This window comes from Trichocoleus sp. FACHB-46 (genome assembly GCF_014695385.1).
Classification (GTDB): domain Bacteria; phylum Cyanobacteriota; class Cyanobacteriia; order FACHB-46; family FACHB-46; genus Trichocoleus.
Window position 1 is genome coordinate 47101 of sequence record NZ_JACJOD010000033.1, and the last position, 23553, is coordinate 70653.

Here is a 23553-nt window from a genome sequence, read left to right on the forward strand (position 1 = left end):
ATGGCAAGAAATCCTCAACTTTTTCCCACTGACTTTCCTGCCACCATACCGGGGGTTGGCTCAGAAGAGTTTGCATTAGAAAATGCAGTCACAACCATCCAGCGGCAAGCACGAGACACAGCAGTCCGGCAGGCTCATACGCGGCGGATTGGCGGACAGAATTCAATCGGCAACCAAAATAAGCTGGTCAGTGCGTCACAATTCCTGATGCCGCTTTATCAAATTGGCCCTGTCATCCAGGCCCCTCCCTTTTTGGGAACTGCGGCTTACTTGGGTGGGGGACGTGGCTACACCAGCACCTTTGATGCGATGTACCAGCTTCCCTTTTCCAACGAAACCTTCGCTGATATGGGAGTGCGTTTAACTGAAGCCCGGATGTATTGCGGGACGGTCGGGGATGCAAGTGCTGGCAGATTTTGTGGTGGGTTCAACTCCAAATTTGGAACTTCAGTTACCAGCCTGGATGAGTTTACTTATTTAAAGGAATCAGTTCAACGACTAGGCGCTCAACTGAGCCAAGCCCGATTTGGCTTAGCTGGAGGAATTGGTGATAAGACGAAAGGGTTTCTCCTAGGTGGAGTAGCAGTAGGCTCAGTTAGTGCGGTCCGAACGGGCGATCGCCTCACTTATGCCACCAATACCATTGCAGGGCTTGGCAATTTCCTGCTCACAGACCGGATTGCCCCGCACAACGGCACTTGCAATAAGTTCTCCGGGTATATCTATGGGGGCTCGCCCGTCGCGTGGCTGGGAGGGCCGCTCTTTTCAATTGAGCGAATCACACTTACAACTGAAGCTATTACAACAATTGGAACCACTCTTGCCCATGCTCACGTCGTTCATGGCACTTGTGGCAGTGATATCAAAGGATACCTTGCTGGAGGCAATACAAATCCTCCTGCTAGTTGGAATTGGTTTACGAACACCATCACAGCTTTTACTTATTCTGGTGAAACATCGGCTCCTCTATCAGCGACCCTGGTAGAGGGAAAGGTGTGCTTGGATGGCACTGGTAGCAGTGTTGCAGGGTACTTCGTAGGAGGTGACACTGTTGCAGCCAACTGGCAAGGTACAACCACAGCGGACAAGTTGACCTATAACAATGAGACCACCGCCCGCTTGGGTGCTCAGCTTTCTCAACCTCAATCAGATCAAGGAGCTGTGAGCGATTATGGGGCTGGATTCTCCTACTAAAGAACCTCTGACTAATCTGTCAATTAATTCCAAAGCAGGGGTAGAGCATGAAATTCAACGACAGGAGCGGGTTCATTGGTTTTTGGGTTTGCGTCAAGCAGAGCTGTTCATTCAAGAGAAAAGAGCAGCTCTAGAAACTAATTATCATTTGCAACGAAAACATAGCCGGCAGGTTAAGACTTGGGAGAAAGAGTTGCAAACTCTGCAAGAGCTTGAGCAGCCCAGCCTAGAACAACTGGATCAAATTGAGGCGTTGCAGGATGACATCGCTGCGGCCAAGAGCAGTCAGGAAAATTTGCAGCCTTTGATCCGAGATTGTGGGATGGAATTGCATAGCGCTGAAGATCAAAAGCAGAGAATCTTACAGGCACATCCAGAAGCAATCGACCTTTCTTACATTGAGTTGCAAACCCGGTACAGCGCAGTTGCTCTTTTGGAAAAGCAAGCTCATGTCACTGCCGCCGAAATCTGGGCCAGTCACAATGCTCTCCCTGTCTCTGTTGGACATTTGCTATTTGACTTGTCTCCAGCAGATAGAGACTACGTCCTAGCCCGGGAAATGGAACTGAGAAACGGCGTGAAGGTGGGTGAAGCGATCGCTCATGCTGCTCAAGTTCTAGCCACCTTATCTCCAGAGACACAAAAGCAAGTTCTTCTGCAAGCAGCCCAAACTGTTATGAACTCTTCTGCCTTGACCCATGAATAACAACGCCACCAACTTTTCTTTAGAGGCTTCCTTCGTAGATCTCAACAGCAATGCTGTCGGCAACTTTAGCCGCTCTAGCATGGTGCATCTAGAGCGCGAGGTAGACGGTGGGGTACAGCTCTATCCGATTCCAGCTCATGCGCCTGCCTTCTATTCTGAAGATGGAGCTTTTCTACTGGAGCCAGCAGGAATTAACTTATTGACCTGGCCTTTAGCACTGAATCAGAACGTGTGGCTTAAGGGCAGCAACGTGATAATTCAGCCAGACGAGTCCGTTGCTCCAGATTCATCGCATTTAGCCGATCGCGTCATTTGGGCACCTGGCAATGGAGCGACTCAATTGCTCAAACGTACATTGCAGCTTGACGCAAGCAAGAGCTATACCCTATCTATTTTCTTGCGATCGCGGGGCGCTACTTTCACCAACGCAGATGTTTTGCGGGTCACGGGTGATGTTGTTGGCACCCCAGCGATTAGCCTATCAGTGCTAAATCAATTCCCTAATCGCTACCGCTTGGAGGAACTGACCCTCACCTTTAAAGCCACAGGGCAAGAGCCAAAGTTACCCAATAATCCTCATGAAGCAACGGACTATGCGGTGACGGCAGTTACGAACAATACGATTACATTTATTACCGCTAACAGCATTGGGGTTAACGACCTGGTTGGAGGCCAAGCCTTCTTCAACAACGTGGTCAATCGCTTCTTCAAGATTACGGCCAACACAGGAGGATCAGGCGGTGCTGTCACGTTGACTCTGGATGTAGCCAATCTAGTTGCTGAAGGCGTCAGCACCGCGTCCCGCGTCATCTTGGCGGCAGCTCCCAAGCAAAATGTCACGATTGAGTTTTACTGTGAATCTACAGCTGCGGTTGATTGGGGTGGAATTCAACTGGAAGAACGGCCTTTTAGGTCATCCATGATCTATCAAGAAGGAGAGCTGAATGTACGAGCTGCAACTCAGCTATCCTTTCGTAACAGCCCGGTCGCTAACTTACGAACTTTTGGAGTCTTTGCGGAACTAAAACTTTGGCGCGGCGACGGCAACTTATGGGATTTCGGTAACTTTAAGGCTTGGATTGCCCAAAATAAACTTTTTGTGCAAGCTGGTGCGACCACAATCAGCACGCCTGATAACTTACCAGGGCAAGGGGCCAAAATCTTTGCTCAAGTTGCTGAGGGCAGTTCTAGCTTATCGCTGTACGTCAATGGCATCTTGAAAGCTCGCTCTGCTCTCACTGGGTTTGTCGCCGATCTCAATGCCAATTTGACATTTACATCTGATGGAGTGAGAGCTTTCCAACGATTCCTCACCACAGATCAATTACTCTTAGATGGGCAACCGACGGTAGGAAGCTTAGCAGGACAAGATGTAGGCGAGATGTTCAAAAGCATTTTGCTAATTGATGCAACGGCCATCTCTGCTCACGCTCCACTTCTAAATTTGCCTCCGGTCACTGTCCCAGCTCCAGAAGCACCGATCGCGAAGAGCCCGATCACCGCAATTAACACTGCTACAAATGTTGTCACTGTTGGGGATGGCACTGGTTTCATAATTAGCAAGCCAGTCACTGCGATGCGCGGCAACATTATTATTGTGCGGGCCACTGTGACTAATATCAGTGGAGCCAATATCACTCTGAATACAACTGCCGGCATTGTCATCGGTGACCTACTGATTTATGGAAACGTGGATCAAGCCGGACACGCTTCTGTGCGCTTCCCGTTTGATCCCGTGGATCAGCAGATTATCACTGCGATCGATGTGGCAACTAAGCGCTTAACGGTTGCCTCTACCCTCTCTTTTACGAAGCAGAGAGCCTTCATCACAATCCCCCTGTATCAGGACATTGCAGAGGTGATCATCAAAAATATTGACAACACTAATGGCTACCTCTTTGTCGATAACGTAACGAACATCGCTGTAGGTAACGTGATTCAACAGCCTTTCAATGAGCTAATCATTTCACCCGCTAACTACTTTGCTGGCTTGCTCAATCCAGTCGATAAGGTGGCGATCGCCCAAAAATGGGCCAATGGTCTGGTGATTGAAAATCGTAATCCAGTGCCAGTCACAGTCCGACCATACCTGCGGGTTTATCTTTAAGCTTCTGGATGGGCTAAAAAGTTATTGGGGTCAGGAATTGTAACGACTCTACCGACCTGCAATTCTTCAAACGCAGAACCAATACGATTGAGCTTCAGAAATTCAGGATAACTGCTTGGATCAGCGCCGTGGTCCAGCAAAAATTTTGGTAGAGGTTGCCCGTCGTAGACTATGGTTTTAGTCTCAGGTCGAGCGATCGCGTAACCATATCGAGAGATCGGCGAGGGAATTCGCGATTGAGATTGTGAGAGTTGAGAGAGAGACATGAGTTAATTGCGAGGCCATAACTGGCCCACCAGTGGAATTTCAGGGCCGGAATTTTTCTTATACAAAATCAAGCCCTGATAAATTATCCTACCCGTCTTGGGTAAATTGTATGTAGCATCTTTATTTCCCTGCAAAACAGCCATACGTCAAACAATCCTTATGGCAATACAAGCAGCACTTCCATAGATAATTTCATACTTCTCAGTTTCGCTAACTTCTACAACATCAAGCTTATTTGTTCCAGAACCATATAGAGCAGAAATATCTTCGGGTAGAGTGCCTAAGACAGCATTATTTAGGCTTGAGTAGATCGGCAAATTGCTAATCAAATCCCGCTTTCCAGTAATCGGATTGGGGTTTTGCATTCTAGTAGCACTTAGTTCTAAAACTGCTTCCGACAACCCCGTATAGACTGCTGGCAGAGGCACATAAAAAGAATTAAGACTTAGGCCACTCTGGTTGCGAGGATAAAAAACATAAGGAGATTGATTTTCATTCCACCAACTCGGCTTATTGCTAGGGCGAATAAAACCAAGTACAACAACGTTGTTATTACTATTTCCTTGCGACAAATAAAGTAGACGATATCGATCGCCATTAACATAGGTAGTTACATATAGCTCAATAGAACTAAGCATGTTTACAAAAGTGCTTCCTGTTCCCTCGTTGGCCAAGACTTTAGTTGATGCATTCCATGCTGTTCCCACGGCTTGAGTAACGGTATAGGTGCCGTAATAAAAACGTACCCTAAAAAATGCAGTTCCATAGGTTTTAGTGGCATCAAAGGTGTAGGAAAACACTAAAAAGCGATCGCCTGAAACATAATCATCAACCAGAGTGAAGCCCATATCAAGGAATGCTTGTTTGATTACATTTCCAAATGAAGTGGTATCTACAGGTGCGGGAATTATCTGCTGAGTTCTTGTGGCAACCATTAACTAAGCCTCTAATAATAATTGAGTGAAAGTAACAGCGATCGCCTGAGATGTGATATCCAAATTGGTAATGGTTGCCGCGATCGCATTGCCACTGATAGCAGCAGCCCAAACCACAGGGGCTAAATCCCAATCGAGATTTCCGGCTTGTAACACCAAATCTAAAATCAACCCATGCTCACCAGACGGATCAGTACCGATTGCTCGATTTAGATCTGCAACACGATAAGCTTCTGATCGATAGAGACGAATTCTGACAGGGGCAGAACTAGTGACATTGAGCAACAGGCAAACATTCTCTAAGTCAGGGAGCGATAAACTATCACTGGCCTTGGCAGCGATCGCCGTGGTGGTAGCCGAAACGCTAGAGCGGGTGAGTCTTGGCAATTGAGCAGCTGGGACTTTCCCCGTACCATCCAGCGTGGCAACACCGTTGGGCACACCTTTTTCGGCCGCATTAATTTTGGTAGAGATAGCAGTTGTTACCTCGCTATCTCGTGCAATACTGGCCGGAATTTGACTATCCGTAAAGACACCCGTCGTGATTTTGGCAGCGTCCAAGTCAGGGATATCAATTGCAACCAGGCTATTTTTAACCGCTAAACTACCCAAGCCTAAGTTGTTTCTCGCGGTTGCCGCACTATTAAGGTCGCTGAGGTTATTGGCGATCGCCAAGGCTCCCACCTGAGCAGCGGTGTAGTCACCCGACTGAGCATTAACCACACCACTACGACCAAACACAGAAGTTACACCTGTGGTTGGAGTTAATATCTCCTGCCAATGAGACAGAGTAGATGGTCCTGGTATCCGCAAGATGTAAGTTTTTAGAGAATCCAAACGGACAGCAACATCCCCCACCTCAGCAGTTAACGCCAACATTTCCGCTTCAGAATTAACAGGAAAGGTGTCATTAATGGCGATCGGCGGAATTTGAGCGGTCGGGACTTTTCCTGCGCCATCTAACGTTGCTACCCCGTTAGCTATCCCCTTCTGTGCTACTGGAATTGCTCCAACCTGGTCAGCGGTCACATTGTGGGGATTACTGGTGTTAGCTAGGTGACTGGCTGTTGCTTCTAGCGTCGTCGCTGGAGTCTCCCACCAATTTGTTTTGCCTGTGATGCTCTTGATGCGATTGGCGAGCCAGCCAAACCATTGAGTCAAACTGCCAGGACCGAGATTAGTTGGTGCAGTGGTATCAGAAGCAGTGCGATTGCCAATTTTGATGTCGGTCACACTGCTATCAGGGTGATCCAAAACTGCTGCTGACTGGTGGTTTGCCAGCTCCTGTCCTGACAACTTGCTATTTAAGCTTGCTTCTAATCCAGTGATAGTGACGATCGCCTGAGTACCCTCATGATTAGCCCGATCGAGCAAACTGGCAGTGTTAGCAATCGCCGCAGTTCCTAAACCTAGATTCGCTCTGGCTGTTGCTACATTGGCGATATCACTCAAGTTATTGGCGATCGCCAGTGCCCCAACCTGAGCAGCGGTGTAATCTCCTAGCTGTGCGACAACCGCACCAGTGCGGCCAAAAACTGACTGCACCGGAACATTAAAAGCTGGCAACTGAGAAGCGGCAACCTTGCCTGTACCGTCCAGTGTGGCAACGCCACCGGCTACTCCCTTTTCCGTAGCACCCACAAAATCATTGACAGAAGCGAGCGCTGCTGACCCTAACCCCAGGAGCGATCGAGCCCCTGATCCAGATTGCAAAACGAAACTACTACCATTGCCAACAATAAACGCACTATTAGCTGGCGACAGGGCAGCAAGCTCATTCAACCTAGAATTTAGAGGCTGATAGCTTGCATTAAACGGAATACCGATAACCGTCTCATCAGCCTTGCCGATATAAAGTGTGTTGGTCTCTTCGACCCAGGCAGGTTCACCAAACTTTAAAGCAGTAGGAGGCAAATTGCCAGGTGAACGCTTAAGCTGAAAAATCGTTTCCACCATCAGAAAATTCCTCCATCCAGGTGGAATGTAGCAGGTTCAAAATTGGGATCAGAATCAGGTTCTAGACTCTCTTCTATGGCCGTCAGCCTTGTCTCAATCACAGTTAAACTGTTCAGTCTTTCCAAAAGGTCTTTCAACAAGAAGCCATCTACAAAAATTCCGTTTGGTCCCACCATTAACTCGTGAGAAACACCGCCCTTTGTGTCTAGGGATTGAACTCGCACGAACTGCTCATCCACTGAGATCCGAGCACTCTCATTCCCCCAGTCCGGGTCATCACTATCCGCAGACCAATTGCCATCAAAAAAACTGCTCAGTGCAACGCCTTGTTTCGGATCAAGCCGTAACCCCACAGAGCGGCCCACACTTTGAGCTACGCGCATCGCCAGCGGCCCCTGCATAAACAAATTGCCACCCTTACCTCCCAAGCTGAACTGGCCAAAAGGAGTTTTGATACCAGCGCCGCCCAAGCCTGCAAAGATGCCACTGCGCTTACCGCCAAGACTAGGACCTAGCATTTCAGCCGACAACTTGCTAATGCGAGCGATCGCCCCTTTGCCCGTGGCATCAGCCGCCATCTCAGCCGTGGCTTGAGTTGCGCGAACAACCGCGCTCTGTCCCTTAGCGGGAATAGCGTTCACAACTTGATTCAGGCTAGATTGACCTTGCTGTAACGCAGGCGATAACTGCTTGGAGAGTTTGGCGATAGCTTGCGGCAACACCTCCTTAGCGGCATGTTCTGCAAGATTGGACGCTTGAGCATTGATCAAGCCTTGAAATCCATGACCTGCCAATTTTTTGAGCGCAGCTCCCACATCCCCACCTTTAATTAGGGACTGGGACAACTCCGCCAGCGGGCCAATGGCCCCGACCCAAGGCGATGCGGCTTCCAATTGGGTGACAGCCTGATCTACCAAACCGCGACTCATATGCCCAACTAATGTCTCTAAAGGAGAGTCAAAGTCATCCCTTGGCATTGTGAGCACTGCTCGCAGTGTCTCGTCACTGAGCAGCTTTTGCTGGGGTGCTGGTAGAAGCTTTCGCAGATCACGGACACGCTGCTGAATGGCTTGCGCCCGGTCGCTTTCTAGTTCTGGGAAATCTAAATTTAGGAGCGATTGAATCTGATCGAGATTCTTGTGCAGGCCCAAGCCAACTATGTTTTGAATTGCTGGAAAGCCACCGGGCGCGATCGCACCTAGCACCGCCTGTAGTTGTATTTCAGAGTCATGGCCAAGGCTTGTGAGGATAGGCGTAATCTTTTCTAGATCAAATCCTTTTGCTAGCTCCTCAGGTAGCAGAGCCTTAACCTGGCCAGCGATTGCGCCAAGATTGGTAGGCTGTTGCAAAATCTTTTCCACTTGGGGTACCAGAGTCGCGATCGCGCTAACGGCCCCCATTTGGGGAAACAGTGCAGCCCCTAGGAGTTGTGGGGAGACTGTTTGCAGCGTCGCTAATTGCTCCAGCCCTTGAGGGAGATAGCTACCCAGTCCTGTTTGCAATTTTCCCAGAACTGAATCTGCTCCACTAATGAACTCCTCAATGTCACTTCCTGGAACAAAGTCTCCCGCGATACGGCTAGCTTGCTTCAGCAGCTTGCGGCCAAGGTTCAGGTGTCCACCTAAAAACGATCGCGCTTTCGTCAGGGCTTGAGAAATCTGATTAACTGGTCCTTCTAGCTTGGCCTCAGCTCCATCCAACAAAAGAGAGGCGATCGCAGATGACTTCAGTTCAACTTTTCCATCAGCCTTGAGCGTTGACTGAGCTCCCTCTGCATTGCGCTGCACCACTGTCCCATCGGGTGAATGGGTTGTGAAAGCTTTGTCATTTTCAATGCGGGAGGTACCATCTTGCAGCAGTTGTAAGCGAGCATTCTGAGCAGTTTGCTGGGTAATGTCTCCCTTACCAGAGACATGCTGCAACACTCCATGAGGATAGGCGTTTAACTGGCTGGCATCAGCATCATTCTTGATCTCAAATACTTGTCCTGGTGTTGCTGATCCATACACCTCTTTGGAACGGTCCATCTCAGGCCAAGGGCTATCAACACGGCTGGGAATGCAACCCAACAAAATCATTTGTCGAGGATCACCCATCATTGGCAGTAGCGCTACTTGAGATCCCACCTTCAACAAGCGATGGGTACCTCCCGGAACAGCATTCGCGACAAATTCCTCAAGCACCCAGACCCAACCATCATTAGCATTGGGCAAGTCCGTATCTTGTTGAATCAAATCGCAACGAACCCGGACGCGACCAAGCTTCTCTGGATCATTAAGCGAAGTAATTTCACCGGGCACCCATCCAATGATGAAGCCCTCTTCTAAATGACTCGCCAGCCCTTCCGGGCGCTCTGGTGTAAATATGCGGGAGAGAGAAGGCATGCGCTATCAAGTTAGCTAAAAAACAAGACCGCACCCCGATTGGACTGCGGTCTCCAGTTATGGATAACCCTATGACTACAAAATTGAGCGATCGCCGCTTTGAGATGCTTCCGAGAAATCAACTAGCTCTCATTTATTTAGCCTCGCTTTGATTGATGAGCATTATATTAATCTAATAACAATAATCTTATTAGGAAATTGAAGCTAAGTTATCGCAGCAGTTACAACAAGCTGATCACCAAGATGGAAGCCATGCAGCAGCGAGTTCCACGGCAAGGAATTCGTTGGGCCATGGACAATGCCAAAGCTGTAGATCAAAGCTGTCGCGATCACTTAGAAACTCAAGGGCGGGGTGGAACGCCACCGCCGTTAAGCAGCATGACGCGGCAAATTTACGCCAAGGACGGAGAACCGGATGGTTCTGGCATCGTGGATCACCTCACTTTGGAGTTCCGGAAACGAGGTGACAAGTTCTACGCCACCCTTGGCATTCCTAACGGTAAGCCTGCCATGATTGCCAAAGTGCAGGACCGAGGAACCACGGTGCGCGTAACTGAGAAGATGCGCGGTTTCTTATCGGCTCGTTATGGCATTCACCTGCGGCAAGAGACTACCCACATCAACATTCCAGGCCGACACTTTTGGGAGCGATCGCTCCGACGTGGGCGATCTAAAGCGATGCGTGAACTGAAGCGGTTTTTCAGAGAGGTGACCCGGTGACCAACTACCGGATCGAGAGAGTTGGGGTCAAAGGAATACGGGTGCAATCGTTGCTAAATTTACTTGCCCCAGAACCAAAAGAAGAGGATGACGATCAGATGGAGAAGGCGGTATGAACAGTTCGGAAATCGCGATCGCCCCTAGGCCTAGCCCGACCGCAGGTGACACCATCATTGAGGATCTAGAACGCGAGTGTGCTTGGTGGCAAAAAGTTTTGCGGTTGCAAGACTGGACCATTACTGAAATTTCAATGATCCGCCGCTGGGAGCTTCCTAATCCGAAAGCTAAAAGCAAGGTTGATTGGAACATACAAAATAAGACCGCCCAAATCAGCATTCTAGAAGCGATTGATTTGCGAGAGGAAGATCGTTTTGATTCCACTTTTGAGTTGGTCAAGCAGTTGGTCTGGTTACACTTCTCGCTGTTTTTGGTCGAAGAAGACACAATCGCCGAAATTGCTCAATGCCAAGCTGTTCACTCAATCACCCAAGGTTTGGTTTCCACCTCCAGAAACTCCAGGATAAAGGTTCAAGAACAGTCCGCATTCTTTACTCTGCAAGAGCTTCAGAAAAAATGTGAGTACTGGCAAAAAACTTTGCGCTTGCAAGACTGGCAAGTTGAGCTCAAGTTTGCACGTGCTTCCGAACTCGCTAGGCCTACTAATCTAGGTCAAGCCCACATTAATTCCACCCACAAAGCGGCTTGGATCAAACTGCTCGACCCCATTGATCAGCAAGATGGCGATCGAATGATAGCAGCAGACCATGAGGAAACCTTAGTCCATGAACTGCTGCACCTACACTTTGACCCATTCATGGACTTAACTAATTCTGCCCGCAACACTGCTCAAGAAATCGCGATCGAGATGCTTGCCCATGCACTAGTGGTCAGTCAATTATTAGTTGATGGGTAAAGTCGATGCAGTTTTATCCTGGCATCTGCGGTCGTAAATCGCCAATCAATCCAGGTCTTCTCTTGATTGCGCTGCTCTTGCCAAGCTTCTACTTCTGTCTTTAACACGCTGAGGTCGCCAATCCGACGATCTAAACATTGACGGCTCAAAACGCTCAGTTCAATTTCAGCCATGTTTAACCAACTTCCATGCTTTGGTGTCGGACAAAACTCTAAACGACTGAGAATCCGTTGAGCTTCAGCAGGCTCAAACGCTTTGTACAACGAAGCGGGAGAATGGGTGTTGAGGTTATCTTGTACCACGGTAATCTTAACAGCCTCAGGATAGTCCTCATCGACCAGTGCTTTCAGTAAATGGGCATAATCAATCGCGGTTCGCCGTTCCGTCACTTCCACTCGTCGCCACCCGACTATCGGCTCACAAATCATAAACAAGTTCGCGGTGCCGTTGCGTTCAAACTCATAGTCCACTCGTTCGGGCTGACCGGGCTGAGCTGGAATGGGTCTGACGGTTTCTTTGACTAATTGTTTGGTAGCCTCATCAATGCAAACCACCGGGAAGGCTGAATGATAGGCACTTTGATACACCTCTAACACCGCCTCCATGCGCCAAACAAATTCAGCATTTTGTTCTGGTGGAATCACCCAACATTCTTGCTTCCAAGGTTGCAGTTCGTTTTTTTAAAACTTGTCGCACACACTCATGGCTGAGTTCTTCGACATACCCGAGTTCAACCATCTGGTCGGCTAACAATCGGACTGTCCACCGTCCTCTTCCCTGAGGAACCTCACTGCAACGTAAGGCAATCAAATGCGCCTCTAAGTCGCCTGTTAATTTGTGTTTTCGTCCGGCTCCTGGACGAACCTTTAAGGCCGCTTCCATGCCCTCTTCGACAAAGCGTTGACGCACGCGCTCAACCGTTCTGATACTCACATCGAATGCCTCTTTGATATCCCCATCGCGCCAACTTCCGTTGGGTTGATTGCAGTCTGCCTTGAGAAGAATTCGAGCATGATTGATCTGATACAGCGGTTGCCATTTGAGTAAGCCACACAGCTACCAGCTTAAAAGTTTACTGCTCGCGTTTCCCTGTGGCTTACCAATCCGAGAATTGCTGTAAGCCGCATGCTTGCCAGTGGTTATAAAGCGCTCCAGATACTGCCGTTCTATTTCAGTGAGACGCACAACGTATTTCTTGGGCATTGCCTTGGTAACTTGATCAACTGGCTCTATCCTACTCCAGAAGCCCGTCAAGCTTTTATTGACTGACCACTAGTAAACTTGAATCGAGGTGCTCATGAGCCTCTATTCTGATCTTGAGGAAATTCAGAAGGTGTTGACCTTCTATGCCAGTCCCGACAACTACAACGAAGATGGCATTGCGGGACACTCAATTCTGTTTGGATGGGAGCATGACTGTGGCCAGCGAGCTCAAGCAGTTCTACAAAAATGCGATCGCCTGCTGCATAAGTTGGCTCAGCTAGAGCAGGCACCAAAGCAGGAGAAACAGAAAGCTGCTATCGTTACCAGTCACAACCTCCATATTGATGTTTGGACCCGTTGCTTTGCGTCTACCAACCTAATACCACTACTAGCCCAAGCTTGGCAGGGATGGACGCAATTAGGGCCAGGAGCGGTATTTATCGGCTGCTACTGGAGCTTTCAACAAGGACTTCTAAAGCATCAAGTCCAAAGCTCCTACTTAGATTTGAGCAGTATTGAACCTCAAGCTGAAGAGCCAATCAGAAGTGAAATCATGGTGAAGGTAGCCGACTATGATCCGGTCAAGGAAGCGATTGTTGTGTTCTACGGCAATGACCTGAGCCAAGGAGGGAGGTTCAAGCTATCCCTCAACCGTAACTTCATTAAATGCATGGCGATCGCCTCCGAGGAGTTTACAGCCGTTGAGTGCGCTGAGAAGCTAGGCATTGTGCAGGAGGCACTGAGTGCTACCAAAGCGGTGAAGCTGCCTTTAGATGAGGCACAGAAGACCCCTGCTAAGGCAGGGCACATTCTTCCATCGCTCGTAATCTCATCTATCCCAGAACTATGAGACTCGCTTACCAGTACCGACTGCGATTGACCACACAACAGAAAACCACAATCGATCGGTGGCTTGAGCTTTGCCGTCGTCAATACAACTATCGGCTAGCCGAGCGATTCAATTGGTACGAGAAAAATCGTTGTGATGTCAATGCCTGTCCACTCGTCTGTCATCTGCCAGAGTTAAAAGATCGTCCTGACTTCTACAGCCAGAAACGGGATCTGGTGAACTCAAAAAAGCTTTTTCCTGAATATAAAGAGCTTCCTTCCCATACTCTGCAAGATGTGATTGCACGAGTGGAGAAGGCGTTCGACCGATGGCTGAGCGGTGATAGCAATGGAAGGCGAAACGGTAAACCTCGATTCAAGGGTCAAGGGCGATTCCGTTCTATTGCATTTCCAGATCCAGTGAAGCCAGAACACATCGACGGGCGATTCATCCAGCTTCCGAAAATCGGCAAACTCAAGATGATTCTGCACCGTCCCATGCCGGATGGATTCAAGGTGAAAACGGCTGCAATTATCAAGAAGGTGGATGGCTATTACATCACGCTGTCTTTGCAAGATTTGTCTGTGCCCGTACTCACGCCTGATGTTCCAACACTGGAAAATACCATCGGAATTGACATGGGACTTAAGGCGTTTCTGGTAGACGATTCGGGGAAAGACGAGCCCATCCCCCAACACTACCGGAAAGCGGAGAAGCGGCTGAAACGATTGCAGCGTTCACTGTCTCGCAAAAAGAAGGGTTCTAGCCGTCGTAAGAAGGCGATTAAGCGAGTCTCTAAGGCGCATCTGAAAGTATCAAATCAACGGAAAGACTTTCACTACAAAACCGCGAAAAAGCTTTTATCTCAAGGAAAGCATGTTGCTCACGAAAAGTTAAACATCAAAGGGATTGCCAGAGGCAGACTGGCAAAATCAACGCATGATGCTGGATGGGGTCAATTCCTGCAAATTCTCTCAATCAAGGCTGAAAGAGCTGGGTTGATGGCAATTGCAGTGAATCCAAGTGGCACAAGTCAGAACTGTTCTGGATGCGGCACGAAAGTTCCAAAAACATTAAAGGACAGACTTCACGCCTGTCCTAAGTGTGAGCTAACGATTGACCGTGACCATAATGCAGCAATCAACATCAAACATTTGGCGGTAGGGCATTCCGTCAATAAAGCTCAGGTAACGTCCGATGCAGTAGCAGGAGTCACTGAGAAGCCCACGTCCTATACTGACGCATAGAGCGTGGGAGTATGTCACCAGTGTTCATCATTCAAACCCTAGAACTCAGCCGCAAAACAGCTTTACCAGAAGTGAACAATATTGTGCGATCGCAAGGTGCATTGGTGATCGTTGCTGACCAATCTCAAGGTGAGCTGCTGACTCCTTTGCTAACACCGCGTATGGCAAGCGACTACTTAGGGTTTGAGTTACGGCCTAATGAGCAGAACATCACTGTGGCACTGCACCGGTCTCCCAATCATTCCTATAGCTTTAATGGCAACAGTTGGGTGCCTAGTCCCGACCCAACGTTCTACACACCTGACCAAATTCGCCAAACCTTATCTGCTTGGGCTGGCCCTCTACAATTCCGCTTGAGGCTGCAACGCTATAGCAACGGCGAGTCTCCAAAATTGCAGGAGCTAAAGGTGGGGTATGAGGTACCAGGCGATCGCCTTAGCTACTTAATAGATATTGCCCTGCCCAACTTCTTCTCAGTGCCCGTGCAGCTCACCCGCTGGGTACGTCCTTCGCCAGACGGTCTATCGGTACCACTTCCCTCCAGCTTCACACCCGATCGCTTGTCGAGCGTAAAAGTTCTTTCCCCAGAACTGAGACCACAACCCGGAACAGTGGTCACCACGCCAACCCCTAGAATCACACTCAGCAACCCGATCCCCCAACAGCCTAGCCGCCTAATCTTCAAGTTCAAACCCAAGGCTGCGCACCAGCCAGGGGTTTATCAAATTACTGAGCTACCTTGCATCGTTCTGCGCTTACTCGACGGCACGAACTATCGTCGTATGACCGCTGAAGATTCTATTCGCCTGCCAGATGGTCAATCGCGGCTATGGCAAACAACTTATCTCTATAATCAGCCTCTTGAAGTGCTGGTAATTGCATCAGAAATGGAAGATGCAAGGGCGATCGCCAACCAACTCATGCAGCGGGTCAGTTCTATGGGGCACATTGACGCACCTCCTTCAGCCCTAGAAATTCCCCTGCACCTGACTCAAGGCATTCGCTCAGGTGACGTGTTGGAGCAAAATAACTTGATCACCCTCACTTTACGGGTGGTCCTGCTTAACATGACTGAGGGTGAAACGGTTAGGGACGTGCCAACTTTAATGGAGATTGAAAAGGATTTTAGTCCCAAAACGGAAGTCTTTTAGGAAAAACGATCAAGATTTCCATCAGTAACCTATCGGTTGCTACCAATCCAACTTCCCTGCTCGTCATAGTTTTGCGATCCACTCCAGCCCCCTGCATTCCAAACCGCATCAAACGCTGGTTTCATAATTGAAAGAAGGTGAACATCAAAACTATCAACTAAGATTTCTGGAATTAAAAGCCTATTCCTATCAATGGGATGCACACGTCCAGAAGGTCCGTAAGAATTAGAGATGATCTGATAACCTTTCACACCGACAAAACTTAGCATGAGCACTAATGGTGGTTCTATACCAAGCTCTTGCTGAATATCAAAAATTCGTTCCAATTTCTTGATGAGCTCTCCTTCGTAGTAAGGACGAATATATAAGCTCTCATCAGGCTGCGGCGCTACTGTAGAAGCATCAACAATTTCAAAAATCCCGTTTCTAAAAAACTGAAGATAGCCGAAAGCATGTTTCTCTTGTCGATTCCTCAAGGCACTTACAGAAGTTAGATATCCGTCAAGGTTGTACCTGCCATCCCAGCCGGAACTTCCCAATGGTCCTGGCGTTTTATTTTCTAGCAGCATCACATCAAGCTGGTTTACTAGGTCAAACGCCTCAAGTGGAATAATGTGAAACACTAATTTTGCTCCAGATATCATGGGTACTGGGCTTTCATCAGACGAAATCAAATCAAGCCGCTCTCGGCGAAAAGATCTAATACGTTCTACAAGGGACTCTGAGCGGCTGAAAGCAGCCCGAATTTCTCCTACATCCATTTGGTGCTTTCCCCCTGAATTGCGAACATAGAATCTTGCAGCGTTTCCAAAGGTCACCATATGAGGTGCTACCCAGCTTCTAGGTATTTGTAGAACTATAACCACTCGCTGGTTTTGAAGAGTAACAACCTCAATATTCAGTCCTGGAATTCTAGGAGAAATCCCATCCCGAATCATGTTCTCCATTCTGAGCTTTTCTGCATCTGGATTGTCGAGCTCTAAGCCGCAGAGCTGAGTAGGTAGCCCCGCATCTTCACCCATTCCGAAGATTAGATGCCCACCTACTGTATTGGCGAACGAGGAAACATCATAAAGAAATTCTTTCTTTTTCTCATCGCTGCTAGCTAGGCGATCTCTCTTATAATCAATGATCTTCCCCTCAGGAAAGGCATTGGCGTTGTCTATTAATGCCTGAAGATCAGCCTCAGTGAGTGAGCTTATGGGTTTACCGTTAAGTAACATACTGAGTTTCTTCTTCCAATTCAGCTATTTTTTACTAACCCAGCCTAGCTCAAGCAACCTCGCCAAACCCCAACTAATAGACCTTGCAGCACTACGTCAGAGGCAAGAACTCGGATAGGTTCATAACGTGGGTTGGCAGGCTTGAGAACCACTTGCTTACCGTCTCGATGAAAGTATTTGAGGGTTGTGCCCTCCCCCTGCACCAAAGCTGCCACGATCGCACCGTTCTTCAAGGCTTGTGGATCGGGTACTGGCATCATAATGACGACATCACCATTGTTGATCATGGCCCCGATCATGCTATCTCCTCGCACTTGGAGAGCAAAGCAACCGGGTTGAAGCGCAATTCCAGCCAGGTCTAAGTGCTCAACTACATCAGCAAAAGGTGTTACCACCTCCCCTGCCGCGATCGCACCCACAATAGGGATACCCTTGGGCTTCAATGGCTTTAAAACCCGCAGCGATCGCGCACAGCCTTGCTTCCAAGTCACATACCCTTTATCCCGAAGTTGAGCCAGCCTTTGTTGAACTGGAGCCGCAGACCTTAACCCCATTGCTACTGTCATCTCTCGGTAGGATGGACAAGTCTGATGCTCTTGAATGTAGGACTCAAGCCACTCCAGAAGTTCTTGCTGTGGTGGAGTTAGAGGAGGATTCATAAAAACGGCACTAATAGATCCCTTGTACTACAGTCTCTCACATGCTTCTAATTTTGAGAGCAGAGCGATCGCTCAACCTATGACACAATCAAAACCTCGTTGACCTCACCTCGATTGTTAGCCTTCGAATTAATCGCTCTTCTAGCAGGAACAGTGTAGACTCGGAAATCGCTATAAAGCTCACGAATAAAAGGACAATCAGAGTTTGAAAGCGTTACCTGAACCCCACGCTCAGCTAAGTTCACAAATAGCTCTCTGAGTCTGATTTGGTCATGCTCGGTAAAACCATTACGGCTATAAGAAGTAAAACTGCTGGTTGGATTGAGCGGATGATAGGGCGGATCGAGGTAGACAAAGTCATTGTCAGCAGCATCTAAGACCGATTCAAAAGGTTGAGCTTTGAGGACCACAGGTTGTAGCGCTGCCGATACCGATCGCAGCAATTCTGCATTGCAAATCAGCGGATTCTTGTAACGACCGAAGGAAGTATTAAATTCTCCTTTGGAGTTTTCGCGCCAGAGACCGTTGAAGCAAACCCGGTTCAAATAGACAAAGCGAGCTGCCCGCTCCAAGTCAGTCGTCCCTGGTTTCGCCCGTACTTGGTGGAAGTAATCACGGCTATGTTTTTGCTGATGTATAGATAAGTGCTCGATAAGCAGCTCCACTTGCTCACGGACACAGTGATAAACATTGATCAGCTCAGGATTGATGTCACTTAACACTGCACGCTTTGGCAGGAGATGAAAGAAGACTGCCCCACCGCCCAGAAATGGCTCATAGTAAGTTTGAAATTTTTGCGGCTGGTAGGGCAAATATTTTGCAATCAGTTGGCCTTTGCCTCCAGCCCACTTCAAAAACGGACGAGGCGGAGTTGTTTCAAGGATCGGCGATCGCATTAGTTACCATTTTTCTCTAGCCATTGCTCAGCTCGTGCATGAGCCCGTTCGATTGCAGCAGGTTCGTCTACGGGGATCTCTCCAAAGCGTTTTTGAGATCGGCATTGTAGCCGCCCGTTCTTGAATACCCACTGGTAAACGATGAAAGCAAAGGTTTTGCTGGGATAGGAACCAGGCGCATAAGTATTGCGAGTATCCCAAATCTCCCACTGCCCCTCAACCTTGCCCTCAGCGCTGGGTTTGCGGTGCTGCTTGCCGCGCTCAATATCCGCGATCGCCTGCGAGGCTTGATCTAGCTGAGACTCCAGCGCTTGGATACGGTCATAGCGATACTTTGCGGCTCTGTAGCGGGCATACTCCACCTTCGTTAAATGGTGACGATTGGTTTTACCGCTGTCATCCTTAGTAGTGCGTTTAGCCGCAAAAAGCTTGGTTGGTGCGTAAAGTCGGTGATACCAGAACTTGGTATAGAACCCTGTCTTCTGTAGCTTTTTGACAACGGTATAGTCTTCAATCCCAGCGCTGGCCCATTCCTTTGGCCATACCATGCCGCCCGCCCGTACCGCTACTGCTTGCTCCGCTTTCAGCTCAATCAGATCAGCTTCTACGTGCCGTCTCTGAATGAGTAGAGCTTGCCGTCGCCGTTCTAATGGAGCACCTTCAATTACCGTGAGTTCAGGCGTTACGGGTTCAACTTTAGGCCAACGACAGTAAGCTCCATCCGCTGGCTGACTGAGCAAACAAGCCCAACCGATACTAGAGAGCAGATACAGTTGACGCAACTCTCCGTAAGGCAATTCCACTGCCTTGGACAGTTCTACTTCAATCTCTAACGGCAATCCGTGCTGAGCTGCTCGTTGGGTTACCGTCCAACCATCGTTATACCAACTCATGATGGTTTGGCGCTGCTGCTCAGTGTTGGTCCAGCCATCACCTGCAATAAAGAGAACCCGCTCAATTGTGAGAGTTCCTTTACTGCTGTCATCTTGCCTGGAAATTTGAATGGCCATCTCGCTCGGCATTCGGTGCTCATGCTCTGGCTGCTGAGTTACTGTCCACCCCTGCGCTTCCCAAGCAGCGATCGCTTGCCGCTGTGCTTCTGTCAAAATTGGTTCTGGGTAATTGAAAATTACAGGCGGTTTTTCAATCTTTTCAATGGCACTGAGTGGCAAACTCGCTTGAATTGCCACCCCGCCTGTTGGGTTATCAAGTTCAACAGATGCCGTGCGCTTTCGGGATTGCCAATCCTCAACTCGCACCTGTCTCACTGTCCCTACATTCCCAAATACATAGCCTTCAGGAGTTTCACCAATCACCCGCACGCGATCGCCTACTTTAATGGGTTCAGCCTGGGCAAATTCCTGCGACTCTAGCAAAAATGGCTCAGCCATCTCCGACTTAGCATTCACAACCTCTAACTGATTGAGGTCAAAGCGCCGAACACAAGTATCTCCTTGCAAGAGCACCCTGACTTCTCCTTGCAACTCAGGTACAACAGAAGCAGGTTGCACCGTTCCTTGGCGATCAAGGTCGTCTTCAAGCCCAATCTCAGCTTTGCAAACTCGCACTAGAGTTCCGGGTGCTGGTTGCTGGGGTGCAGCCGTAATTAGTTGAAAGTTTTTCCTCGCCCACTCATTAACGACTAACCGTCCCCGAAAAATCCCATCTTTGGGGTAGGCACTGTGATAGGAGAGGTCAATTTGGGCGATCGCAGGTAGAACAACTTCGTATTCTGCAATCAATCCGTTAGGGCTTTGAAGGTACTGGCCTTTACACTTCCCTTTGCTAGGTCGCTCAGCAAGGTCACAAGCAGGAACTGAGAAGTAGCTCTGGACTAAAATACCAGTTGCCGTCCTTCGTTCCCCAAAACAATAATCTAAAAACTTTACGCGATCGCCAACCTCAAACTTTCGTTCGATCGGCGAAGTTGGAAAAACAAACCCTAAATCAGCAGAAACTCTTGTTCCTGTGAAATCTTGCTTTACAATAGAAATCACGGTTAACCACCTAATATCCCTTTTGGTTAACTGAACGGGACGTTGGCGCGTCCCTAATTTTTTGGAATTGCGTTTATCTTATCATGATAATTGAATTGTAGTTTCTAATTCTGGACTTCCCAGAACCAGACTCGCAAGCGCCAAAAAGTCTGACGGAAGAGACATTTCAGGGAGTACCAAGGATGTCGGATCATGAGCTGGTGGATCGCTTGCTCAAAGTCCTCGGAAAGCAATATATCTGAGTCTGCTCGTGCATCCTCTGGGTGGTGTTCCCGCCACCACAGCAGAAAGTAATCTAAGCCTTGAAATAAATCATTTAGATCGTTGTATCGCATCCAGTGGCGCTCCCACCAGGGAGATGGTGAGAAGAATAACGGAAGCGATCGCAAGAATCTCAGCATGTTCACTCGTCCTGGTCTTGCTTGATTGCAGCAATCAGCAGTGCATTCTCCAAGAAGTGAATCCCACGATTAACGATCTCCGGTGGCGAGACTGCAATTAATTTTAGAATGTGGTCGGTTAGACAAAGTTCAGGACTTGGAAGGTTAGGAGTAGAAGGAGAGGAGGCTAGCAAGGTATCGTGATGGTGAATCGCTAGCGGAGCAGCAAATGATTCCCCTCATCGGTGTTCCTGCCACCATTGCCCAAGGGATGAGTGCTTATCGAGACGTGTTCTGTCGGGAAGCCGGATTCGAGCATGTCAGTCGCTATATCAGTGGACTGTTGCTGAGCCAGAACAAGACCCTGCAAGGCATTCACGCTCAGCAGGTGTATCCGGAAGGCAAAGCCGTCAGTCGGCGAGCGATGCATGAGGCGGTGTTTGAGGCTCGATGGGATAGCGAGGTTCTGATGCAGCAGCATCGGCGGCAAGTCGGTCTGCGGCATCAAGGATGTGGGCGAGAAATCATTAGTCTCGACTGGACCCTATCGCATCATGAAGAGGGCGAGCACATCTATGGGGTCAAGCGCGCCTACGATTATGTCAACCACTGCATGAGCCGCTACCAAAGCGTGGTGACTGGCGTGATTGCGAATGGCCAGCAGATTGATGGGATTGCGGTCGAGGTGCAGTTGCCAGACTTTAGCGAGGCGGAGAGAGGATACCTGCGCATGACGGCTCAACCCAGTTACGAGCAGATGGAACAAGTGAAGCAACGGTTGCTGGAGTTGTTGCACTATCACAAGAACCGATTGGCCTATCGCAAGCGCACCGAGATGGTCGTGGACATCGTGCGCCAAATTGAGGCAGAGGGGCAGTTTCCCCAAGCTGACTATGCCTTTGACAATGGGGTGTTAACCCTGGAATTGACGCAGCTGATTGAGGCCTCCGGCAAGCATTGGGTCAGTGAGATTGAATGCTCTCGACTCATTCTGTGGAACGGGCAATGGCGGCGGGTGGATGCGGTTGCCACCGAACTGCGCCAACAGCACCTAGAGAGTTTTCGTCCCCTTCAGGTGCACGCTCGCAACGGAGAACTCAAATTCTTTTGGGCCTTTACCAAAACCCTTCGGCTCAAGCGCTATGGACGCAAACGCCTCGTCATTGTGCATCAGCAACCCGATCTCAGCGACCCTCCGCGCTTCTTGCTCAGTGATGCACTGCATTGGGAAAGTGCCCGAGTGATTCAGACCTGGAGTTACCGCTGGGCCTGCGAGATCTTTCATGAGTTTTGCGCTTCAGGTGACAGGCTTCGAGTCGGCTCAGGTGCGCAATCAGGAAGCGGTCAAACGCCACTTTCGTTTAAGTTGCGTAGCGCAGTCGCTCCTCCAGCAAGCCACCTGTCAGGGCAAGAAATCGGAAAGATTTGCGTTTGCCAAGCATCAGCAAACGGTGGGACAGCGGCTCTACAGTCTGACACGGGAGGCTTACCAGCAATTGCTGCATCTGATTGAGGGGTTGTTTGCCCAAGGGCGATCGTGTCAGCAAGTCCTGGAGGTACTTATGCCTGCTTAGCACCCGCTCTCTTTGAGCCTAACCTTCCAAGTCCTGAAAGTTTATTGCCTTTAAGCGCGCGAATCCGGTAGATGCAACGCGATCGCACTATGGTGCTGGGGCATTGGGAAGATCTAGGGTTGGTTTTTGCCATGCTTAGGTGTGCAATCAAAGGTTCTGGCCTGGAACAAGGTGCGCCAATAAGTTAGGCGCTGTTCCAAAAGATCGAGATGACAGTGCTCAAGTACTTCCAAAACAAACTGCTCTGCAACAAGCTCAATCCAAGCTTGTTGCAGAGCAGTATCAGGGTGGTTTTGGGTTGAAAGTTGATCTTGAATAATCCTTAAAGCCTCCTCTGGAAAAGGAGTGCCACCAATCAGGCGATCGCCTGTAACTAAGTTTTTGATGGAGATCACTCCACACTCAGTAGCTGCAGAAAGACCAGAGAGATGCAGTTGTTCTAGAAGCTGCTTAATTTCATGCAACGTTTCGCAGCGCTGCATTTGCCTATTGATTTGCTCAGGAGTCATGAGCAGCTCCCACAAACGCGGCAATTTCTGCTTCATGAAGAGCATGATCGTGGTCAAAATCTTCTGTTAAAGCAGCCAAAGGACTGCGCTCTTTAGTGGCTGCATAGCCATGACAGGTATCCTGAATTTCCGCGCTTTTTGCCAAACACTCGTCACAGATTACCGCGAGCGCTCCGTCGGAGGGCAAATTGCAAACGATGCAGCCCCACCCAGTTCCTGGAACAAGAGCTCGTTTGGTTAAGCTAACAAAATTCCGCACGGTTGAACCTTCCTGCCGGCAAGCACAACACGCTCCAAAATCAGGGGGTTCTTCGTCTCCTGCTTCAAACCATTCCAGGGCTTGAAAGCTTCCCGAGAACCAATCCTCATCAAAATCCATCAATGTAGCAGCGCTCTGAGCACCTCCGCCAACCCCAGCAACCCATTGCTTTCCAATGGGCAACCCCTCTTGCACAACAGCGATCGCAGCTTCAAGGCTTGGCAACTCAGGATGATCTTTGTACTTCTGGCATAAGTTCTCTGCCAAGGCCTGAACTTGGGCTTCCGTTAACCGCTGAGCGTCAATTTCGTAACAGGGCTGCTCATCAACTAGTGCTGTCGGAACAGGGGTAACAACCGGAATGCGGTTGAGTTCAAACAGATGCCGCAGGTTATCCAAAGGCGTAGGAATATCGTCTCTTAAGGTGCAGTAGCAGTCACTCAT

20 protein-coding genes and 1 pseudogene are annotated in these 23553 nt (G+C 49.1%); 9 read left to right on the top strand and 12 right to left on the bottom strand.

Translation table 11 applies throughout. The annotated features are described in order from the left end of the window. From H6F72_RS21245 to H6F72_RS21255, 3 genes are read left to right on the top strand one after another with little or no spacing between them, the layout of a single operon-like run. On the top strand, positions 1–1194 hold the full coding sequence (locus H6F72_RS21245; protein ID WP_190440454.1) for a hypothetical protein: 1194 nt from the start codon (positions 1–3) through the stop codon (positions 1192–1194). Continuing rightward, positions 1172–1900, top strand: a complete 729-nt coding sequence (locus H6F72_RS21250) for a hypothetical protein (RefSeq protein WP_190440457.1) — start codon at positions 1172–1174, stop codon at positions 1898–1900. The genes H6F72_RS21245 and H6F72_RS21250 overlap by 23 nt, the downstream gene beginning before the upstream one ends. Continuing rightward, complete coding sequence (locus H6F72_RS21255; protein WP_190440460.1) at positions 1893–4007, top strand: hypothetical protein; 2115 nt, start codon at positions 1893–1895, stop codon at positions 4005–4007. The genes H6F72_RS21250 and H6F72_RS21255 overlap by 8 nt, the downstream gene beginning before the upstream one ends. Here the strand turns inward: H6F72_RS21255 and H6F72_RS21260 are convergent. The 4 genes from H6F72_RS21260 to H6F72_RS21275 all read right to left on the bottom strand — a co-directional run bounded on the left by H6F72_RS21260 (position 4004) and on the right by H6F72_RS21275 (position 9549). After that, positions 4004–4273, bottom strand: a complete 270-nt coding sequence (locus tag H6F72_RS21260; RefSeq protein WP_190440465.1) for a hypothetical protein — start codon at positions 4271–4273, stop codon at positions 4004–4006. The genes H6F72_RS21255 and H6F72_RS21260 overlap by 4 nt on opposite strands. Positions 4274–4420: 147 nt before the next feature. Continuing rightward, the gene (locus tag H6F72_RS21265) at positions 4421–5209 is read right to left on the bottom strand and encodes a hypothetical protein (RefSeq protein ID WP_190440467.1); all 789 of its coding nucleotides are present in this window, start codon (positions 5207–5209) and stop codon (positions 4421–4423) included. A gap of 3 nt (positions 5210–5212) precedes the next feature. Then, positions 5213–7165 (bottom strand): hypothetical protein, encoded by a 1953-nt coding sequence (locus H6F72_RS21270; protein ID WP_190440470.1) that lies wholly within the window; start codon positions 7163–7165, stop codon positions 5213–5215. After that, positions 7165–9549, bottom strand: a complete 2385-nt coding sequence (locus H6F72_RS21275) for a phage baseplate assembly protein V (protein ID WP_190440473.1) — start codon at positions 9547–9549, stop codon at positions 7165–7167. The genes H6F72_RS21270 and H6F72_RS21275 overlap by 1 nt, the downstream gene beginning before the upstream one ends. A gap of 243 nt (positions 9550–9792) precedes the next feature. Between H6F72_RS21275 and H6F72_RS21280 the strand changes: the two genes are divergently transcribed. Next, positions 9793–10269, top strand: coding sequence for a hypothetical protein (locus H6F72_RS21280; RefSeq protein ID WP_190440475.1), 477 nt, complete (start codon positions 9793–9795; stop codon positions 10267–10269). Positions 10270–10381: 112 nt separating this feature from the next. Next, positions 10382–11182 (top strand): hypothetical protein, encoded by an 801-nt coding sequence (locus H6F72_RS21285; RefSeq protein ID WP_190440478.1) that lies wholly within the window; start codon positions 10382–10384, stop codon positions 11180–11182. Here H6F72_RS21285 and H6F72_RS21290 read toward each other — a convergent pair. Then, positions 11161–12385: pseudogene (locus H6F72_RS21290) on the bottom strand (IS630 family transposase). The gene H6F72_RS21285 and the pseudogene H6F72_RS21290 sit on opposite strands and share 22 nt — an antisense overlap. A 94-nt stretch (positions 12386–12479) precedes the next feature. On the opposite strand from H6F72_RS21290, the gene H6F72_RS21295 reads away from it, so the two are divergent. Genes H6F72_RS21295 through H6F72_RS21305 form a run of 3 tightly spaced genes read left to right on the top strand, consistent with a single transcriptional unit; the run spans position 12480 to position 15612 of the window. Then, complete coding sequence (locus H6F72_RS21295; protein ID WP_190440481.1) at positions 12480–13235, top strand: hypothetical protein; 756 nt, start codon at positions 12480–12482, stop codon at positions 13233–13235. Then, positions 13232–14461, top strand: a complete 1230-nt coding sequence (locus tag H6F72_RS21300; RefSeq protein ID WP_190440483.1) for an RNA-guided endonuclease TnpB family protein — start codon at positions 13232–13234, stop codon at positions 14459–14461. The genes H6F72_RS21295 and H6F72_RS21300 overlap by 4 nt, the downstream gene beginning before the upstream one ends. 11 nt (positions 14462–14472) lie before the next feature. Beyond that, complete coding sequence (locus H6F72_RS21305; protein WP_190440485.1) at positions 14473–15612, top strand: hypothetical protein; 1140 nt, start codon at positions 14473–14475, stop codon at positions 15610–15612. Between the two features lie 29 nt (positions 15613–15641). Here H6F72_RS21305 and H6F72_RS21310 read toward each other — a convergent pair whose 3' ends face one another. The 5 genes from H6F72_RS21310 to H6F72_RS21330 all read right to left on the bottom strand — a co-directional run bounded on the left by H6F72_RS21310 (position 15642) and on the right by H6F72_RS21330 (position 20788). Next, the gene (locus H6F72_RS21310) at positions 15642–16835 is read right to left on the bottom strand and encodes a helix-turn-helix domain-containing protein (protein WP_190440488.1); all 1194 of its coding nucleotides are present in this window, start codon (positions 16833–16835) and stop codon (positions 15642–15644) included. 44 nt (positions 16836–16879) lie between these two features. Further along, positions 16880–17494: a transcriptional repressor LexA gene (gene lexA / locus H6F72_RS21315; protein ID WP_190440491.1), complete on the bottom strand. Its 615-nt coding sequence runs from the start codon at positions 17492–17494 to the stop codon at positions 16880–16882. A 77-nt stretch (positions 17495–17571) separates the two neighbouring features. After that, a complete protein-coding gene (locus tag H6F72_RS21320; RefSeq protein ID WP_190440494.1) occupies positions 17572–18390 on the bottom strand; it encodes a DNA adenine methylase in 819 nt (272 codons plus the stop codon). Then, a complete protein-coding gene (locus H6F72_RS21325; RefSeq protein WP_190440496.1) occupies positions 18390–20387 on the bottom strand; it encodes a hypothetical protein in 1998 nt (665 codons plus the stop codon). Before H6F72_RS21325 ends, H6F72_RS21320 begins: the two co-directional genes overlap by 1 nt. 104 nt (positions 20388–20491) lie before the next feature. Next, positions 20492–20788 carry a hypothetical protein gene (locus H6F72_RS21330; RefSeq protein ID WP_190440499.1) on the bottom strand — a complete coding sequence of 99 codons (297 nt, stop codon included), beginning with the start codon at positions 20786–20788 and terminating at the stop codon, positions 20492–20494. A gap of 208 nt (positions 20789–20996) precedes the next feature. On the opposite strand from H6F72_RS21330, the gene H6F72_RS21335 reads away from it, so the two are divergent. Further along, the gene (locus H6F72_RS21335) at positions 20997–22280 is read left to right on the top strand and encodes a hypothetical protein (RefSeq protein WP_242017056.1); all 1284 of its coding nucleotides are present in this window, start codon (positions 20997–20999) and stop codon (positions 22278–22280) included. Positions 22281–22454: 174 nt separating this feature from the next. On the opposite strand, the gene H6F72_RS21340 is transcribed toward H6F72_RS21335, so the two are convergent. Both H6F72_RS21340 and H6F72_RS21345 read right to left on the bottom strand, forming a co-directional pair. Beyond that, the gene (locus H6F72_RS21340) at positions 22455–22850 is read right to left on the bottom strand and encodes a hypothetical protein (RefSeq protein WP_190440502.1); all 396 of its coding nucleotides are present in this window, start codon (positions 22848–22850) and stop codon (positions 22455–22457) included. After that, positions 22840–23553, bottom strand: coding sequence for a hypothetical protein (locus tag H6F72_RS21345; protein ID WP_190440506.1), 714 nt, complete (start codon positions 23551–23553; stop codon positions 22840–22842). The genes H6F72_RS21340 and H6F72_RS21345 overlap by 11 nt, the downstream gene beginning before the upstream one ends.

Coding starts and splice junctions, on each gene's coding strand:
- H6F72_RS21310 (WP_190440488.1), bottom strand. CDS start 16,835: ATGTTACTTAACGGTAAACCCATAAGCTCACTCACTGAGGCTGATCTT.
- H6F72_RS21330 (WP_190440499.1), bottom strand. CDS start 20,788: ATGCTGAGATTCTTGCGATCGCTTCCGTTATTCTTCTCACCATCTCCC.
- H6F72_RS21345 (WP_190440506.1), bottom strand. CDS start 23,553: ATGAGTGACTGCTACTGCACCTTAAGAGACGATATTCCTACGCCTTTG.
- H6F72_RS21245 (WP_190440454.1), top strand. CDS start 1: ATGGCAAGAAATCCTCAACTTTTTCCCACTGACTTTCCTGCCACCATA.
- H6F72_RS21305 (WP_190440485.1), top strand. CDS start 14,473: ATGTCACCAGTGTTCATCATTCAAACCCTAGAACTCAGCCGCAAAACA.
- H6F72_RS21300 (WP_190440483.1), top strand. CDS start 13,232: ATGAGACTCGCTTACCAGTACCGACTGCGATTGACCACACAACAGAAA.
- H6F72_RS21250 (WP_190440457.1), top strand. CDS start 1,172: ATGGGGCTGGATTCTCCTACTAAAGAACCTCTGACTAATCTGTCAATT.
- H6F72_RS21275 (WP_190440473.1), bottom strand. CDS start 9,549: ATGCCTTCTCTCTCCCGCATATTTACACCAGAGCGCCCGGAAGGGCTG.
- H6F72_RS21265 (WP_190440467.1), bottom strand. CDS start 5,209: ATGGTTGCCACAAGAACTCAGCAGATAATTCCCGCACCTGTAGATACC.
- H6F72_RS21285 (WP_190440478.1), top strand. CDS start 10,382: ATGAACAGTTCGGAAATCGCGATCGCCCCTAGGCCTAGCCCGACCGCA.
- H6F72_RS21260 (WP_190440465.1), bottom strand. CDS start 4,273: ATGTCTCTCTCTCAACTCTCACAATCTCAATCGCGAATTCCCTCGCCG.
- H6F72_RS21270 (WP_190440470.1), bottom strand. CDS start 7,165: ATGGTGGAAACGATTTTTCAGCTTAAGCGTTCACCTGGCAATTTGCCT.
- H6F72_RS21320 (WP_190440494.1), bottom strand. CDS start 18,390: ATGCGATCGCCGATCCTTGAAACAACTCCGCCTCGTCCGTTTTTGAAG.
- H6F72_RS21340 (WP_190440502.1), bottom strand. CDS start 22,850: ATGACTCCTGAGCAAATCAATAGGCAAATGCAGCGCTGCGAAACGTTG.
- H6F72_RS21335 (WP_242017056.1), top strand. CDS start 20,997: ATGATTCCCCTCATCGGTGTTCCTGCCACCATTGCCCAAGGGATGAGT.
- H6F72_RS21295 (WP_190440481.1), top strand. CDS start 12,480: ATGAGCCTCTATTCTGATCTTGAGGAAATTCAGAAGGTGTTGACCTTC.
- H6F72_RS21280 (WP_190440475.1), top strand. CDS start 9,793: ATGGAAGCCATGCAGCAGCGAGTTCCACGGCAAGGAATTCGTTGGGCC.
- H6F72_RS21255 (WP_190440460.1), top strand. CDS start 1,893: ATGAATAACAACGCCACCAACTTTTCTTTAGAGGCTTCCTTCGTAGAT.
- lexA (WP_190440491.1), bottom strand. CDS start 17,494: ATGAATCCTCCTCTAACTCCACCACAGCAAGAACTTCTGGAGTGGCTT.